15 protein-coding genes and 1 pseudogene are annotated in these 15,669 nt (G+C 65.1%); 13 read left to right on the top strand and 3 right to left on the bottom strand.

Annotated elements, in window-relative coordinates:
- Complete coding sequence (locus ACOI2T_RS24730; RefSeq protein WP_409505835.1) at positions 1-795, bottom strand: enoyl-CoA hydratase/isomerase family protein; 795 nt, start codon at positions 793-795, stop codon at positions 1-3.
- A 108-nt stretch (positions 796-903) separates the two neighbouring features.
- Between ACOI2T_RS24730 and ACOI2T_RS24725 the strand changes: the two genes are divergently transcribed.
- From ACOI2T_RS24725 to ACOI2T_RS24715, 3 genes are all read left to right on the top strand, one after another.
- Positions 904-1,671: a FadR/GntR family transcriptional regulator gene (locus ACOI2T_RS24725; RefSeq protein WP_409505834.1), complete on the top strand. Its 768-nt coding sequence runs from the start codon at positions 904-906 to the stop codon at positions 1,669-1,671.
- Entirely contained in the window at positions 1,661-2,551 is an 891-nt protein-coding gene (locus ACOI2T_RS24720) for an enoyl-CoA hydratase/isomerase family protein (protein WP_409505833.1), read from the top strand. Before ACOI2T_RS24725 ends, ACOI2T_RS24720 begins: the two co-directional genes overlap by 11 nt.
- Before the next feature lie 73 nt (positions 2,552-2,624).
- Positions 2,625-3,800 carry a thiolase family protein gene (locus ACOI2T_RS24715; protein ID WP_409505832.1) on the top strand — a complete coding sequence of 392 codons (1,176 nt, stop codon included), beginning with the start codon at positions 2,625-2,627 and terminating at the stop codon, positions 3,798-3,800.
- A gap of 55 nt (positions 3,801-3,855) precedes the next feature.
- Here the strand turns inward: ACOI2T_RS24715 and ACOI2T_RS24710 are convergent, their stop codons facing one another.
- A complete protein-coding gene (locus ACOI2T_RS24710) occupies positions 3,856-4,629 on the bottom strand; it encodes a TetR/AcrR family transcriptional regulator (protein ID WP_198539019.1) in 774 nt (257 codons plus the stop codon).
- A gap of 260 nt (positions 4,630-4,889) precedes the next feature.
- On the opposite strand from ACOI2T_RS24710, the gene ACOI2T_RS24705 reads away from it, so the two are divergent.
- From ACOI2T_RS24705 to ACOI2T_RS24660, 10 genes and pseudogenes are all read left to right on the top strand, one after another.
- On the top strand, positions 4,890-5,651 hold the full coding sequence (locus tag ACOI2T_RS24705; RefSeq protein WP_409505831.1) for a crotonase/enoyl-CoA hydratase family protein: 762 nt from the start codon (positions 4,890-4,892) through the stop codon (positions 5,649-5,651).
- Positions 5,652-5,661: 10 nt separating this feature from the next.
- Positions 5,662-6,459: an SDR family NAD(P)-dependent oxidoreductase gene (locus ACOI2T_RS24700; RefSeq protein ID WP_409505830.1), complete on the top strand. Its 798-nt coding sequence runs from the start codon at positions 5,662-5,664 to the stop codon at positions 6,457-6,459.
- A gap of 11 nt (positions 6,460-6,470) precedes the next feature.
- A pseudogene (locus ACOI2T_RS24695) lies at positions 6,471-6,668 on the top strand (dihydrodipicolinate synthase family protein); the annotation flags it as partial.
- Between the two features lie 186 nt (positions 6,669-6,854).
- A complete protein-coding gene (locus ACOI2T_RS24690; RefSeq protein WP_409505829.1) occupies positions 6,855-7,682 on the top strand; it encodes an enoyl-CoA hydratase in 828 nt (275 codons plus the stop codon).
- A gap of 1 nt (position 7,683) precedes the next feature.
- Positions 7,684-8,931 carry an amidohydrolase family protein gene (locus tag ACOI2T_RS24685; protein ID WP_409505828.1) on the top strand — a complete coding sequence of 416 codons (1,248 nt, stop codon included), beginning with the start codon at positions 7,684-7,686 and terminating at the stop codon, positions 8,929-8,931.
- Between the two features lie 8 nt (positions 8,932-8,939).
- Positions 8,940-10,562, top strand: coding sequence for an acyl-CoA synthetase (locus tag ACOI2T_RS24680; protein ID WP_409505827.1), 1,623 nt, complete (start codon positions 8,940-8,942; stop codon positions 10,560-10,562).
- Positions 10,559-11,395, top strand: coding sequence for an amidohydrolase family protein (locus ACOI2T_RS24675; RefSeq protein WP_409505826.1), 837 nt, complete (start codon positions 10,559-10,561; stop codon positions 11,393-11,395). The genes ACOI2T_RS24680 and ACOI2T_RS24675 overlap by 4 nt, the downstream gene beginning before the upstream one ends.
- The gene (locus ACOI2T_RS24670; RefSeq protein ID WP_409505825.1) at positions 11,396-12,439 is read left to right on the top strand and encodes an acyl-CoA dehydrogenase family protein; all 1,044 of its coding nucleotides are present in this window, start codon (positions 11,396-11,398) and stop codon (positions 12,437-12,439) included.
- 2 nt (positions 12,440-12,441) lie between these two features.
- Complete coding sequence (locus ACOI2T_RS24665) at positions 12,442-13,632, top strand: acyl-CoA dehydrogenase family protein (protein ID WP_409505824.1); 1,191 nt, start codon at positions 12,442-12,444, stop codon at positions 13,630-13,632.
- Between the two features lie 317 nt (positions 13,633-13,949).
- Entirely contained in the window at positions 13,950-15,005 is a 1,056-nt protein-coding gene (locus ACOI2T_RS24660) for an IS110 family RNA-guided transposase (RefSeq protein WP_421874559.1), read from the top strand.
- Between the two features lie 34 nt (positions 15,006-15,039).
- On the opposite strand, the gene ACOI2T_RS24655 is transcribed toward ACOI2T_RS24660, so the two are convergent.
- Positions 15,040-15,645 carry a CGNR zinc finger domain-containing protein gene (locus ACOI2T_RS24655; protein ID WP_409506546.1) on the bottom strand — a complete coding sequence of 202 codons (606 nt, stop codon included), beginning with the start codon at positions 15,643-15,645 and terminating at the stop codon, positions 15,040-15,042.
- Positions 15,646-15,669: the final 24 nt, after the last annotated feature.

The following is a 15,669-nucleotide window of genomic DNA, read 5'->3' as shown; positions in this document are numbered from 1 at the left end:
TCAACGTCCTTGGAAGTCCGGGTCGCGACGCTCCCGGAACGCGGCCATGCCCTCTTTGAAATCGCCGGTGCGGCACGACAGTTCGAGATTGGACAGCTCCTGGTTGAGCGACTGGGTCAGGGTGGCGTGTTGGCCGTAGGCCAGCGCTTGTTTCGCCAACCCGATCGCGACGGTGGGTCCGGCCGCCAGTCGGGTGATCAGATCTTCCGCCGCGGCGTCGAGTTCGCCGGAGGGAACGGCGCCGTGAATCAGTCCCCAGTCGGCCGCCTGTGTGCCGCTCACCTTCTCGCCGAGCAGCAGCATGCGTCTGGCTCTGGCCACACCGGCCAACCGGGGCAACAGCCACGTCGCGCCCGAATCCGGGCTGAACCCTCTGCTCACAAACGGCTCCCAGAACGTGGCGTCGGCGTCGGCGATCGTGAAATCCGCTGCCAAGGCGAGGTTGCAGCCGAGCCCGACGGCCCAGCCTCGCACCGTGCAGATCACCGGTAGCTGAATGGTCGCCACGAGTTCGATGACGCGGTGTGCGGTGTGGGGGATGCGCCGGACCAGATCACCCGTGCGGGGCCGCCGCCCGCCACTGTTGGTGGCCACCCAGTCTGCGCCGGTACAGAAATCGCCGCTTGCGCCGGTGATCGCGATCGCGCGTAGAGAATCGTCGCTCGCAGCGGCGGTGAGAACAGTGACAAGCTCATCGATCATGCGATGGCTCAAGGAATTCCGTCGATCCGGACGGTCAAGAACGACGCGCAGAACAGCGCCGTCGCGGGATGTGGAAACCGCCCCGTCGTTCACTGCTGACCTGCCTCCATATCCATACAGTTGCCCATACAGTAGACGATGCGATTACTATCCTGTACAAGTTAGCAAGGAAAAGCCGTCGGCGGAACAGTGGAGGAACGGGTGCCGGCACACCGGATACGCCAACCGCGGGTCGCCGAGATCGTCGCGTCGAAACTGCGTGACGACATCCTGTCCGGCCGGTTGTGCGAGGGCGATATCCTGCCGACGCAGGAAAGCCTGTTTCAGCAGTTCGGTGTGAGTCCGCCTGCGCTGCGGGAGGCCATCCACTTGTTGGAGACCGACGGGTTGGTCTCGGTGCGCCGCGGCAACATGGGCGGGGCGGTGATCCGGCAGCCGTCGGCCGAGCGAACCGCGCACACGATCAGCATGGTTTTGCAGTCCCGCGCCGCGACCCCCGCCGATGTCAGCGAGGCCCTGTTACACCTGGAGCCGATCTGCGCGGGAATGTGTGCGGCCCGGACGGATCGGGCCACCGAGGTGGTGCCGTATCTGCAGGCTGAAATCGACACCCACACCGCACAATTCGGTGACACATCGCGGTTCGTGCCCAACGCTCGCAGGTTCCATGAAGTGCTGGTGGCGCGGTGCGGCAACGAACCCATGATTCTGCTCATCGGATCCTTGGAGTTGATCTGGTCGGCGCACGAATCGTCGGTGTGGGGCGGCGAAGTGGACGACGGGATGAACGAGAAGACGATGCTGGCCGCGTTGCGCGACCATCAACGGTTGCTCGACGCCATCGCCGACGGCGACTCCGCCCGCGCCGGCAAGCTCGCGGCTGACCATCTGACCACGGCACGCCGCACCACGCTGGCGGTCGGTACCGACAAAACCATTGAAGCGAGGCTGATTTCGAATGACCGATGACCGCGTGCTTTTCGAGGTCGACGATGACCACCGGATCGCCACCATCACACTCAACAACCCGAAACAGCGCAATTCCTACGACGCGGCGATGCGTGACGAAATTGCCCGCTACCTCGACGTCGTCGCCGAGGACGACGATCTGACCGTGGTGCTGTTGCGCGGAGCCGAGGGAGTCTTCAGTACCGGGGCCGACATGAACAACGCCTACGGCTGGTATGGCGATGAGCGCTCACGCCACGAACAGACGGGCGACCAGAAGCAGAAGAAGTCCCGCCCGAGCCAGCGGCGCCGTCTCACCGTCGACCGCAAGTCGTTCGGGTTCTACCACAACTTCATGGGCTTCCCGAAGGTCACGGTCGCTGAGATCAGTGGTTATGCACTGGGCGGCGGATTCGAAATGGCGTTGATGGCAGACATATCCGTGATTGCCAGGGACGCGAAGATCGGGATGCCGGCCACTCGGTTCCTCGGCCCGGCGCTGGGCAGCCTGCACATGTTCTTCCACCGACTCGGCCCGGTGCTGGCGCGGCGGATGCTGCTGACCGGCGACATCATCGAGGCCGGGGCGATCGAGCACCTCGGCATCTTCACCGACACCTGCGACGCCGCCGACGTCACCGCCCGGGCACGGTACTGGACGCATAAGGCCGCGAAAATGCCCGCCGACGGGGTGGTGATCGCGAAGGAAGCGTTCCGGCTCGTCGAGCAGAGCCAGGCATATCAGGGCGAGGAAGTGGCGAGCTACATATTCCATGCCTACGGCACGAACCTGCAGTTCTCGCCGGGAGAGTTCAACTTCGTCAAGATCCGTGCCCAACACGGAACCAAGGAGGCGTTCCGGCTGCGGGACGAGCACTTCCACGTACCGGAGCCGCAATAGCAGACCCACTACCGGCATGCGTACGGTAGCTGGTAGGGTTTACACAATTCGCGAATAACGTAAAGGTGGAACTATGCCAACACCCGTCATAGTCGGTGCGGCTCGCACGGCCATCGGCCGGTCCTTCAAGGGCACGCTTGTCAACACACCGCCCGAAGCTCTGATCACCACGGTGCTGCCCGAGGTCGTGCGTCGCGCCGGCATCGCTCCGGAGGCGATCGATGACCTGATCTTCGCCGAATCCAATTACGGCGGTGGCGATATCGCGCGCTATGCGGCCGACGCCCTCGGCTGGCAGTCGGTTCCGGGGCAGTCCGTCAACCGGCATTGTGCGGGCAGCCTGACGTCAATCGGCAATGCATCGGCTCAGATCGCTTCGGGTATGGAGCGAGTACTGGTGGCCGGCGGTGTGCAGTCGCTGTCCTCGTCACCGCTGATGAAATGGCGCGTGCCCGGGCCTGAGTTGACGTTCATCGAGCCGTGGATGATGCCGACGCATGTGGAGACTCCGGACGCCCCGATGCGTGACATGTCGATCACCGTCGGCTGGAACACCGCGCAGGCCGTCGGAATCACCCGCGAGGAAATGGACGCCTGGGCGGCCCGGTCGCACCAGCGCGCAATCGCGGCCATCGACGCTGGCAAATTCCTCGACGAGATCGTGCCGCTCAAGGTGACCCAGCCCGACGGCTCGGTGACCGAGTTCAGCGTCGACGAGCATCCCCGTCGCGGTACCACGGCCGAGAAGCTGGCCGAGCTCAAAGTCTTGCATCCGGAGATCGAAGGATTCTCCATCACCGCGGGCAACAGCAGCGGCACCAACGATGCTGCCGCTGCTGTCGCGCTCGTCGGCGCCGACTATGCCGCGGCGGAAAACCTCGGCGTGCTGGCCACGGTGAAGGCCTGGGGCGCGGTCGGCGTGGCAGCGCGGGACACCGGTTTGGGCGGAGTCAACGTGATCGGCAAGGTTCTCGACCGGGCCTGCCTCAAGCCGTCCGACGTCGCGCTCTGGGAGATCAACGAGGCGTTCGCGTCGGTGCCCATCGCGGCGTGCCGCGAGTACGGCCTCGACGAGGAGCTGGTGAACTTCTCCGGAAGTGGCTGCAGCCTCGGCCATCCGATCGCCGCATCGGGTGCCCGCATGGTCACCACGCTGGTCTACGAACTGCAGCGGCGTGGCGGCGGTATCGGTGTGGCCGCGATGTGCGCAGGTGGCGGTCAGGGCGGCGCGGTCGTCATCGAGGTCTAAGAGTTGACTCCGCGTCCCCGGTGCAACGTCGGTGACGGGCGCCGTGGGCGCAGAGTCAGCTGGCTGCGGCCTTGCGCTTCGCGGGGGCCTTCTTGGCCTTGGCGGTGCCTGCCGCGTTCGACTCGATCAGCCGGGCGGCGTGGTCGAGGATGCACTCGAGCCCGTATTCGAAGTTCTTCTCGTCGGCGGCGCCGATGCGATGGCCCTCGCTGGTCACTTGCGCCAGCAGTGGGGTGACCTCGGGGTCGATGATCATGGTCTCTTCGTAGTCACCGGGCGCGTTGTCATTGGCCCGGTTCTTCTCGTAGAGGCGGTGCAGCACGACCGAACCGCGGACGTGCACCGACACCGCCGAATAGGTGTCGAAAGCGTCTTCCACCGAGAGTCCGGCCTCGACCAGACCGGCGATCGCGGTTTCCATCTCCTGCACGCCGAGTCGCGCGGCCCGCGGGCTCAGCGCCGACCTGATGAGGATGAGGTCGCACAGAATGGGGTTGCCCATGAACGCTTTCCGCATGGTCCTGGCGTGATTGGCCAGTGACTCGCGCCAGTCCTTGGCCTCGACGTACGGGGTGGCGACGACGAATTCCCGTAGCGCCCGGTCGGTCATCGCGTTGAGCAGATCGTCCTTCTTGCGGAAGTACCAGTAGATGCTGGTGACACCCACGCCGAGGTGCTTGCCGAGCAAGGGCATGCTGAGGTTGTCGATCGACACCTGCTCGGCCAGTTCGAAAGCACCCTTGATGATGTCGTCGGGATTGATGGAACCGCGTTCGCGCCGTTGGCGTTTCTCAGCGGTCGGTTGCTTTGCCACTACGGGCACCTCCATCAAAATCGATACTGCTCAAGCAGTCCCGCGCCGCGGGCCAATATCACCGAATTTACCGTCGGCTACCGCCTGAACTGCGCCTATGGACGCGTGTCGTCGGGTGTTGTCACCGTCAACCTTACCGGTAGCCATCCCGTCGCTCCGCTCTACGGTTGCCCTCGGCACGTCGCTGCGGTACTGAGTGCGGGGGCTCGGGTTTGTACTGTAATCCCTATAGTAGGCTTTTCGGCGGTTATCGGACCGCGAGCGAAGGGGCAACGGTGTCGGATGTAGTTCTGCGGGAGCGTCGAGGTAGAACGCTCATTATCACGATCAATCGGCCGGAAGCGCGTAATGCCTTCAACCTGGCCGTGGCCCAGGGTCTGGCCGAGGCCATGGACGAACTCGACGCGACGCCCGAGCTCTCCGTGGGGATCATCACAGGCGCCGGCGGCAACTTCTGCGCGGGCATGGACCTCAAGGCCTTCGCGTCGGGCGAGGTGCCCCACGTACCCGGCCGTGGAATCGGGTTCACCGAACAGCCGCCGCGCAAGCCGCTCATCGCCGCCGTCGAGGGCTATGCACTGGCCGGCGGTACGGAGATCGTGTTGGCCACCGACCTCGTGGTGGCTTCCAAGGTCGCCAAGTTCGGCATTCCCGAGGTCAAGCGCGGACTCGTCGCCGCGGGTGGCGGCCTGTTGCGGTTACCGCACCGCATCCCGTACCAGAAGGCACTCGAGCTCGCACTCACCGGCGACAACTTCACTGCCGAGGAGGCCGCCGCGTGGGGCTTCGTCAACAAACTGACCGAACCCGGTGAGGCTTTGACAGGCGCCATGGTGTTGGCCGAACGCATCACCGCCAACGGCCCGCTCGCGGTCGCGGTCACCAAGGAGATCATCGTCAAGTCCGCAGGATGGTCAGAGGACGAGATGTGGAAGAAGCAGGGCGAGTTGATCATGCCGGTGTTCTCGTCCAAGGACGCGATCGAAGGCGCGACGGCATTCGCCGAGAAACGCGCCCCCAATTGGACCGGTTCCTAGCCGGCACGCGATGGAGCTGGGTTTCGAAGGCGCGGCCACTGTCGTTGTCGGCGGTGGCCGCGGGATGGGTTTCGCGACGGCGCAGTGTCTGGCCGACGACGGAGCGAAAGTGGCGCTCGTCGGGCGTTCCAAAGACGTGCTCGACGCTGCTGCAGCCGATCTGGCACGGAGAGGCAGCCCGGATGCGGTGGCCATCGTCGCCGATACGGGTGACCAGGCCCAGGTCGAGCGCGCGTTCGCCGAGATCGGTGAGCGATGGGACGGTGAGCTCAATGCGCTCATCAACACGGTAGGGCCGGGCGCGGCGGGCAACTTCGAACAGTTGACCGACGAACAATGGCAAGAGGCGTTCGACGCCGGGTTGATGGGCATGGTGCGCTGCGTCCGGGCGGCACTGCCGTTGCTACGCAAGGCGGAATGGGCCCGGATCGTCAACTTCTCCGCCCATTCGACTCAACGGCAGAGCACCCGCCTGCCTGCCTACACGGCGGCCAAAGCCGCGGTGAACAGCGTGTCGAAAAACCTCTCGCTGCTGTTGGCCAAGGACGAGATCATGGTAAACGTGCTCTCGCCGGGCAGCATATCCTCGGAAGCTCTTCTGGGATGGGCTGATTCAGTCGGCGTCGACGGCACCGACCCGTACAAGCTGATGGCTGCGATCGACGAGCATTTCGGCCATCCCGCACATCTGCCGCGTGCCGGCCTGCCCAATGAGATCGGCCCGGTGGCGGCCTTTCTCGCTTCCCGGCGCAACTCCTACATGACGGGTGCGAACGTCAACGTCGACGGCGGTTCAGACTTCATCTAGAGGGATGCACCATGGCGACAGGCGCAGAAGCTCGGGACTGGGCGCGTGTCGCCCTACGTGGTATCGGCGATTCCCTCTACACACCGTTCAGCGGGGCTGACGGCGACGACATCGGCTGGGCTGCGTACCGCATCCTGGTGCGTTACTGCGTGGCCGATCTCGGGCATCAGATGCTTTGGTGTACCAGCGGACTACCCGCATTCACGGCCTCCGCAAGCCGTGCTGCCCGACGGCGCAAAGGACCAGATCGCCGCTGCCTATCGCGGGCTCGGTCTGATCCCGCACTGACGGTCTTTTCCCCAGGTCGCAGCCTGATTGGAGATGGTGTCGACGCTTGCGGAATGCTCTACCGATAGGTATACAGTATGTGTGCCTGAACGAGAGGTGGCCCGCGTATGACCCTCGCCGACGACGGTGTCACCACCGAGGCGGTGCTCTACGACGTCAACGACGATGGCGTCGCCATCGTCACGCTCAACCGGCCCGACCGCTTGAACTCCTGGGGAGCCGACATCTCGGCCGGCGTGTACGCGGCATTCGACCGTGCCGAGGGAGACCCCGACGTGCGGGCCATCGTGTTGACCGGAACCGGCAGGGGATTCTGCGCGGGTGCCTACATGGGATCGATGGCAGCGCTTGGCGAATCGATCGATGCCGACACCGACGTCAGCAAGATCGTGGGTGAACGGCATCCGCATTTCCTCACCACGTTGCGTAAGCCCGTCATCGCCGCGATCAACGGCGCATGCGTGGGCATCGGCCTGACCCATGCGTTGATGTGCGACGTGCGGTTCGCCGCCGCCGGCGCGAAGTTCGCCACCGCGTTCCCGCGTCGCGGCCTGATCGGCGAGTACGGGATCACCTGGATCCTGCCACGACTGGCCGGCTGGGGTGCGGCGGCCGACCTGCTGTTGAGTGGTCGGACGTTCTTCGCCGAAGAAGCTGCACAGCTGGGGCTCGTGAAAGAGGTTGTGCCACCGGAAGATCTGTTGCCCCGGACGTTGGAGTACGCCGGAGATCTGGCCCGCAACTGTTCGCCTGCCTCGATGGCGGTGATCAAACGCCAGCTCTACGGCGACGCCAACGGCGACGTGTCCGACGTCAGCGCCCGCGCCGAGACGCTCATGCATGAATCCATGGTGCGGCCCGACCTGATCGAGGGCATCACCGCCTTTTTCGACAAGCGGCCGCCGAACTTCCCGCCACTGAAAGAAGGTCGATGAAATGACTGACACACCAGAACGTTTGCCGTACCTGGCCGTCGACGTCGACAACCACTACTACGAACCGCTCGACGCGTTCACCCGGTACCTGCCCAAGGAATTCCGCAGCCGTGGCGTGCAGATGGTCCAGGACGGCAAGCGGACCCTCGCGGTGATGGGCGGGACCGTCAACCACTTCATCCCCAATCCCACGTTCGACCCCATCATCGAGCCGGGCTGCCTAGATCTGCTGTTCCGGGGCGAGATTCCCGAGGGCGTCGATCCCGCCTCCCTGATGAAGGTCGACCGCCTGTCCGACCACCCCGAGTATCAGAACCGCGATGCCCGGCTCGAGGTGCTCGACCGGCAGCGCCTCGAAACCGTGTTCATGCTGCCGACTTTCGCGTGCGGCGTGGAGGAGGGGCTCAAGCACGATATCGAGGCCACGATGGCCTCGGTGCACGCCTTCAACCTGTGGCTGGACGAGGACTGGGGTTTCGACCGGCCCGACGGGCGCTTCATTTCCGCACCGATCATCTCGCTGGCCGACCCGGTGAAGGCGGTCGAGGAGGTCGAATTCGTGCTCGGCCGCGGCGCCAAGCTCGTGTGCGTGCGCCCGGCGCCGGTGCCCGGCGAGGTCAAGCCCCGGTCACTGGGCGATCCTGTGCACGACCCGGTTTGGGCGAGGCTGGCCGAGGCCGGTGTCCCGGTGGTGTTCCACCTGTCGGACTCCGGGTACATGGCGGTCCCGGCGTTGTGGGGTGGCAGCGGTGTCTTCAAGGGATTCGGCAAGCGGGATCCGCTCGACATGGTGATCATGGACGACCGCGCGATTCACGACACGATGGCCTCGATGATCGTGCACCAGGTGTTCACCCGGCATCCCAAGCTCAAGGTGGCCAGCATCGAGAACGGCTCCTACTTCGTGTACCGCTTGATCAAGCGCCTGAAGAAGGCGGCCAACAACGCGCCGTACCACTTCAAGGAAGATCCGGTGGAGCAGCTCAGAAACAACGTCTGGATCGCGCCGTACTACGAAGACGACGTGAAGCTGCTCGCCGACACCATCGGCGTCGACAAGATCCTGTTCGGCTCGGACTGGCCGCACGGCGAGGGGCTCGCCGACCCGACGACCTTCACCGCCGACATCCCGCAGTTCCCCGAGTTCAGCCTCGAAGACACCCGAAAAGTCATGCGGGACAACGCTCTCGAACTGCTCGGCGATGTCACCCGCACCGCGCCCGGTGTGTCGCACCTGGTGTCGGTGTAGCCGCCGCCATGGCCGAATGGACGATCGGTGCCGTCGTCGACGCGATCGCCGAAGCGGTGCCGGACCGGGAGATGACGGTGTGCGGCGCGCGCCGCACGACATTCGCGCAGGGCGCCGACCGGACGCGGCGGCTGGCCAACTTCCTGTCCAGCCACGGGCTGGGTGCGCACCGGGAACGTGGCGAACTCGATCGCTGGGAGTGCGGACAGGATCGCGTCGCACTCATCATGCACAACGATCAATACCCCGACATGGTGATCGGCTGCCTGAAAGCGCGCACCGTACCGGTCAACATCAACTACTACTATTCGCCGCGCGAAGTGGCCGAACTGCTCGCCTACCTTCAGCCGCGGGCGGTGATCTATCACCGGTCGTTGGGCGCGAAGTTCGCCGACGTGCTGCCACCACCTGGCGCGCAGCTGCTCATCTCGGTCGATGACGGGCCCGGGCCCGACCTTCCGGGTGCGGTGCCCTTGGAAAACGCGTTGGCTGAGTCAGATTCGAACTGCACGCCGCAGGCGTCACCGGATGATCTGCTGATGATCTGTACCGGTGGAACCACCGGCAGGCCCAAGGGTGTCATGTGGCGGCAGGCCGACATCTACGTGTCATCGATGAACGGCGCCGATCACGTCTCGGTGTCGGAAATCCACGACAAGGTCCCCAATGCCGGACCGCCGTGGTTCGCCGTGTCACCGTTGATGCATGCCGCCGGCATGTGGACGGCTTTCTCCGGACTGCTCTCCGGGCAGACCGTCGTATTGCACGACACCAAACCGAAATTCGACGCGCGTGCGGTACTGGAAACCGCCGAGCGCGAGAAGGTCGGACTGATGACCATGGTCGGCGACGCGTACGCGGCGCCGATCGTCGAGGAACTCGGCCGACGGGCCTACGACCTGTCCTCGCTGTTCGCCATCGGCACCGGGGGTGCGGCCACCAACCTCAAGCACCAGCGCGCGCTACTCGACCACATCCCGCAGATCACCCTGATCAACGGGTTCGGTTCCTCGGAGACGGGCAACATGGGGTTCGGGCACAGCCAACGTGGCACACACGCCGAGACGTTCCAGTTGCGAGCCGGGGGACTGGTGCTGGCCGAAGACTATTCCCGATTCCTCCGGCCGGGTGAGGCCGAGGTGGGGTGGGTGGCGCGCAATGGCCGAATCCCCCTGGGCTACTACAACGATCCCGACGCAACCGCGAGAACCTTTCCCGAGGTCGAGGGGCAGCGCGTGGTCATATCCGGTGACCGGGCCGCGTTGGACGCCGACGGCACGCTGCGGTTGTTCGGGCGCGACTCGCTGGTGATCAACACCGGCGGGGAGAAGGTTTTCGTCGAAGAAGTCGAAGAGGCGCTGCGGGCGCATCCAGATGTCGCCGATGCGCTCGTGGTCGGCCGGCCCAGCGAGCGGTGGGGCGAGGAGATCGTGGCGCTGGTCGCACTGCGCGGCGGTTCGGCGGTCTCGGGCGATGCGCTGCGGGAACACTGTTCGTCGCGGTTGGCGCGGTTCAAGTCCCCCAAGGATGTGCTGTTCGTCGATCAGGTCCGCAGGCTCGGCAACGGCAAGGCCGATTACCGCTGGGCCAAGTCTCACGCGGTACGCGACGACGGGAAGGTTCGAGCATGACTCCCAAAGTGATTGACTGCCTGGCGAATGTGCACTTCGGCGAAACGCAGAATCAGCCGACGTTCATGAAGAAGGTGCGCGACGACTACTTCAAGGGTCCCAAGTCGATGTATGACCCGATCGACCTGTCGGAACTCCTCGATGAGATGGACACGCACGGTGTGCAGAAGGCGATCCTGATGGATTCGCTGGCCAAACCGTCGGTGACGGCGCGCAAGTTCGTCGAGGCGCACCCGGAGCGGTTCGCCCTGGCGATGGGTGGCGTGAACCTGTTGCGCCCGATCCCGTCACTGCGCGAGCTCGCCGCGGTAGCCAAGGACCTACCTGTCGCCTATGCCGTTGTGGGGCCGAGCTTCTGGGCCGACGGGCAGTATCCGCCGAGCGACGCGGTGTATTACCCGCTCTACACGAAATGTGCCGAACTCGAGCTGCCGCTGTGCGTCAACACCGGGATTCCGGGACCACCGATCCCGGGCGAGGTGCAGAACCCCATCCACCTCGACCGGGTGTGCGTGCGGTTCGCCGAACTCAAGCTGTGCATGATCCACGGAGCCGACCCCTGGTGGGACATCGCGATCCGCATGTTGATCAAGTACCAGAACTTGCGGCTGATGACGTCGGCCTGGTCGCCGAAGCGGTTGCCGGAGAGCCTGTTGCACTTCATGCGCACCCGCGGACAGGCCAAGATCATTTTCGCGTCGGACTTCCCGGTGCTGCGGATGCAGCGCGTGGTGCCGGAGGCGTTGGCACTCGACCTACCGCCCGAAGTCCTCGACAACTACCTCTACAACAACGCCGCGGAGTTCTTCTTCGGCGAGGAGAAGGAGATCTGAATGGATCGTTTCGAGTTGCGCAGGCTGGATTACAGCCTGACCGAGGACCACGTCGATCTGCAGACCGCGTACAAGCAGTTCTTCAAGACCCACTGCTCGATCGACACCGTCCGCGCCGCCGAGCCAAGCGGATTCGACAAGAGCCTGTGGGAGCGGTTGTGCGCCATGGGCGCAACGACGATGGCACTGCCGGAATCGGTTGGTGGTGACGGCGCGACCCTCGTCGACCTGACATTGGTGGCGGAGGAACTCGGCCGCTCGCTGGCACCGGTGCCATGGATCGACCACGTCGTCGCGGCACGACTCCTCGCGGCGCTCGGCGGGATGGAGTCCGAAGACATCCTCAACGGAACACAGCTCGTCGCTTTCGACCCGCAGCAAGTGGCGCCCGTCGGCACTCGGCTGATCCCCGCCGGATCCATCGCCGACCACATCATCGTCCGAGACGGCGGCGACGTCGTGCGGCTGACCTTCGGCACCCGTCCAGCGAAGGTCGACAACATCGGCAAGTTGCCGATGGCCTGGGTGGATCCCGGGGCCGCGGACAGCCGCACCATCGTCGCAAGCGGGCCGGATGCGCTCGCCGCCTACCAGCGCGCGTTGGACGAATGGCGGCTGCTCACCGCTGCGGCGTTGGTGGGTCTGGTCGAGGAGACCATGACGATCGCCGCGGAGTTCGCCAAAACCCGTTATACGCTGGGCGTTCCGATCTCCACGCTGCAGGCGATATCGCATCCGCTGGCGAACATGGCGATCACGGTCGAGGGCGGGCGCGGACTCTCCCGTCGCGCGGCGTGGTTTCTCGACAACGAACCCGACGAGCGTCCCGAACTCGCACCATCGGCGTTCGTGTTCATGGCCGAGGAGGCCTCGAAGGCCGCCACGATGGCCGTCCACATCCAAGGCGGCCTCGGCGTCTCGGCAGAAGCCGCCGCGACCGCCTACCTCGTCCGGGCGAGAGGCTGGGCGCTCGCAGGGGGAGATCCCGCCGCCACCGCCGTTCACATCGCCGGAATCGTCGCCGCACGCGAAAGCAAGGACTAGACATGGATTTCTCACGGGTCGAGCTCTCCGCGGAGGACGCTGCGTTCCGCGACGAGGTGCGCAGCTTTCTGGCCGCCCAGGTGACCGAGGACGTCATCCGGCGGGACCGGGAAACCGGCGACAACTTCGACGAGGGCGTGCACCTGGCGCTCGGAGCGGCCGGCTACCTGGAGAAGGAGTGGAAGGCCGAGGCGGACGGCGGGTTCAGCCGGGTACGCCGCCGGATCTGGGAACTGGAGAAGCGGCGCGCCGAAGTGCCATGGGTGACATGGGGCACCACGGCGATGGTGGCCCGTTCGGTCACCAAATTCGGATCACCCGAACTCAAGGACGAGGTCATGCCTCGAGTGTTCGACGGCACCGTACGACTCTGTCTGGGCTACACCGAACCCGAGGGTGGTTCGGACGTCGCAACGTGCAAGACGCGGGCCGTGCGCGACGGTGACGCTTGGATCATCAACGGCTCGAAGATGTTCACGACCGGCGCGCACAACTGCCAGTACGTCTTCCTGATCACCAATACCGACCCCGAAGCGCCGAAACACAAGAGCCTGACCATGTTTCTGGTTCCGCTCGACTCGCCGGGCATCGAGATCCAGGGCATCCGGACCGTCGACGGCGACCGCACCAACATCGTCTACTACAGCGATGTGCGCGTCGACGACAAGTATCGGCTGGGCGAGGTCAACGGCGGCTGGGCGGTGGTCCGCGAGCCACTCGACGCCGAACACGGCGCGGTGGCCGCGGCTGTCGACGGACTGGCCGACGTGTCGATCATGATGCACCAGGCCGGGTTCATGGCCGAGGCTGCCGACAACGTCGCCGCGTTGGTGGGGCGACCAGATGCGAACGGCCGCCGTGGTATTGACGACACCTCCGTGGCATACCGGCTGGGCCGTAGCCACGCGCGAATGGAGGTGGCGCTGTCCAGCCCGAGCATCTTCGGTCGGGTCGCAATCGCCCAAACGATGCGTGATATCGCGCCGGACCTCATGGACATCGCCGGTTCGGTATCCGCACTGCCGATCGGGGCCGACGGGGGAGCCGACGATCGCAGCGAGTACGTGTACCGATTCGCGCCGCTGGTGGGCATCTACGGCGGCACGCTCGAGGTGTTCCGCAACATGATCGGGCAATACGTGCTCGGGCTCGGCAAGCCGAACTATTCGCCGCCGAAGGCGAAGGCGTCCTAGCGCCAGCAGACACGTAGGTACCCGAGAACGCGCGTTCTCGGGTACCTACGCGTCTCAGTGTCATTGTGAGTGTGCCGGGTTTACGGCGGGTCTGCGTGACAGCTGCTGTGGCGCGGTGGTTGGTTACGTTTCACCTGGTGTCTGGCTCCCTACGCGTCTGTCGCCCTCGGGGTTGGCGTTGAGCAGTAGTGCCGGCATCAGGTGAGACGGACCGGCCGACCTGACTTGATAGGAGCGTGGCATCGCCCCGACTGAGATGTGTCGGCCGACCGGTCCAACCTCAACACCCTCTCCACAGAGCGAAGGAGGCAACTCTCATGATTGTTGTTGGCGCCGATGTGCACAAGCGCTCACACACCTTTGTCGCCGTCAACGAGGTGGGCCGGCGGCTGGGCGAAAAGACCGTCAAGGCCACCACCGAGGGCCACCAGGCGGCGTTGATATGGGCACGCGAACAGTTCGGCACGGATCTGATCTGGGGTATCGAGGACTGCCGCAACATGTCGGCACGGCTCGAACGTGACCTGCTTGGTGCCGGGCAGAAGGTGGTGCGGGTACCCACCAAACTCTCAGCCCAGACACGCAAGTCCGCACGCACCCGGGGCAAGTCCGATCCCATCGATGCCGAGGCGGTCGCGCGGGCGGTATTGCGTGAACCCGACCTTCCAGTGGCCTGCCATGACGAGACCTCACGCGAGCTCAAGCTGCTCACCGACCGCCGCGATATCCTTGTCGCCCAACGCACCTCGGCGATCAATCGACTGCGCTGGCATGTCCATGAACTCGACCCCGAGCAGGCCCCAGCCGCGCGCAAGCTCAAATTGACCACACACCAGCAAGCCCTACAGGACTGGCTGCAGACCCTTGCCGGGCTCATCGCCGAGATCGCGCGTGACGAGCTGGCCGACATCATCCGACTCACCGCTGAGATCAACGCCCTCGAAAAGCGCCTGGCCGCCCGCATCCGCGACCTCGCTCCCACACTGCTGGCCATCGACGGCTGCGCGGAGCTGACCGCGGCCAAGATCGTCGGCGAGGCCGCCGGCATCGAACGGTTCACCGGCGAGGCCGCCTTCGCCTGCCATGCCGGCGTGGCACCCATCCCGGCATGGTCGGGCGCCAACGCCGGCCAAATGCGGTTAAGCCGCTCAGGCAACCGCCAACTCAACACCGCCATCCACCGCATCGCCGTCACCCAGGCCCGGATGGAAGGCAGCCAAGGCCATACCTACTATCACCGACTGATCGCCGAGGGCAAAACTAAGGCCAAAGCCCGACGCTGCCTCAAACGCCGCATCAGCCGCCGCGTCTACCAAGCCCTGCTCACCGACCGCCAAATCCCACACCACACCCAACAATCAGCTGCCGCTTGACATAGGAGCTATTGTTCGGCAGTGAACGGCGGCTTCAGGCGTGCTCCCGGTGGCGTGAGACTTTCTCGCGGTTTCCGCAGATCTGCATGCTGCACCAACGGCGCTTGCCGCCGCGTGACGTGTCGAGGAACAGCCATTCGCAGCGAGGGCAGGAGCGCAGCCTTTCGCGAGGCAGGGTGTAAAAGCCTTCGATCGAGAGCATCGCCAGGACGGCCGCGACGGCGTCAGGGTCTCGCCAAAGAGCAAGGGCCAGTCGGGGTCTCGTGCCGTCCAGTTTGATCGCATTTCCGGCAAGCCCGCGTGCGGCGGACTCGAAGAGAACGCTCAACGCCTCCGCGGCGGGCGCCGTGTTCGCCGCGATCAACCCGAAGATCGCGGCCGATGCCTCCCGCACCGCGTGAACCTGCTGCACGAATGGTTCACCTGCTATGCCGGAGACTGCCGCGGCCTCGCGAGCGCTGGCAAGCCCCGACGCTTTGAACCAGTTTCCGATGTCGCGGGCCGATTTGAGCAACTCGTTGTCGGGTTCGGGCACGCGCCGGTCGAACACGGCATTCGCGAGATCGAGGGCGGGATGCCCGCCGACGAAGTGCTCGGGCACCCATTTCGTCTCTGCGTCCGACACCGGATGTAACCCCATTTCCCATGTTTAGCAGTTACGGTG

The sequence above is a fragment of the Mycolicibacterium wolinskyi str. Jessa 2025 genome, from assembly GCF_049241375.1.
Lineage (GTDB): Bacteria > Actinomycetota > Actinomycetes > Mycobacteriales > Mycobacteriaceae > Mycobacterium > Mycobacterium wolinskyi.
This window is presented reverse-complemented; position numbering and strand designations above follow the sequence as displayed.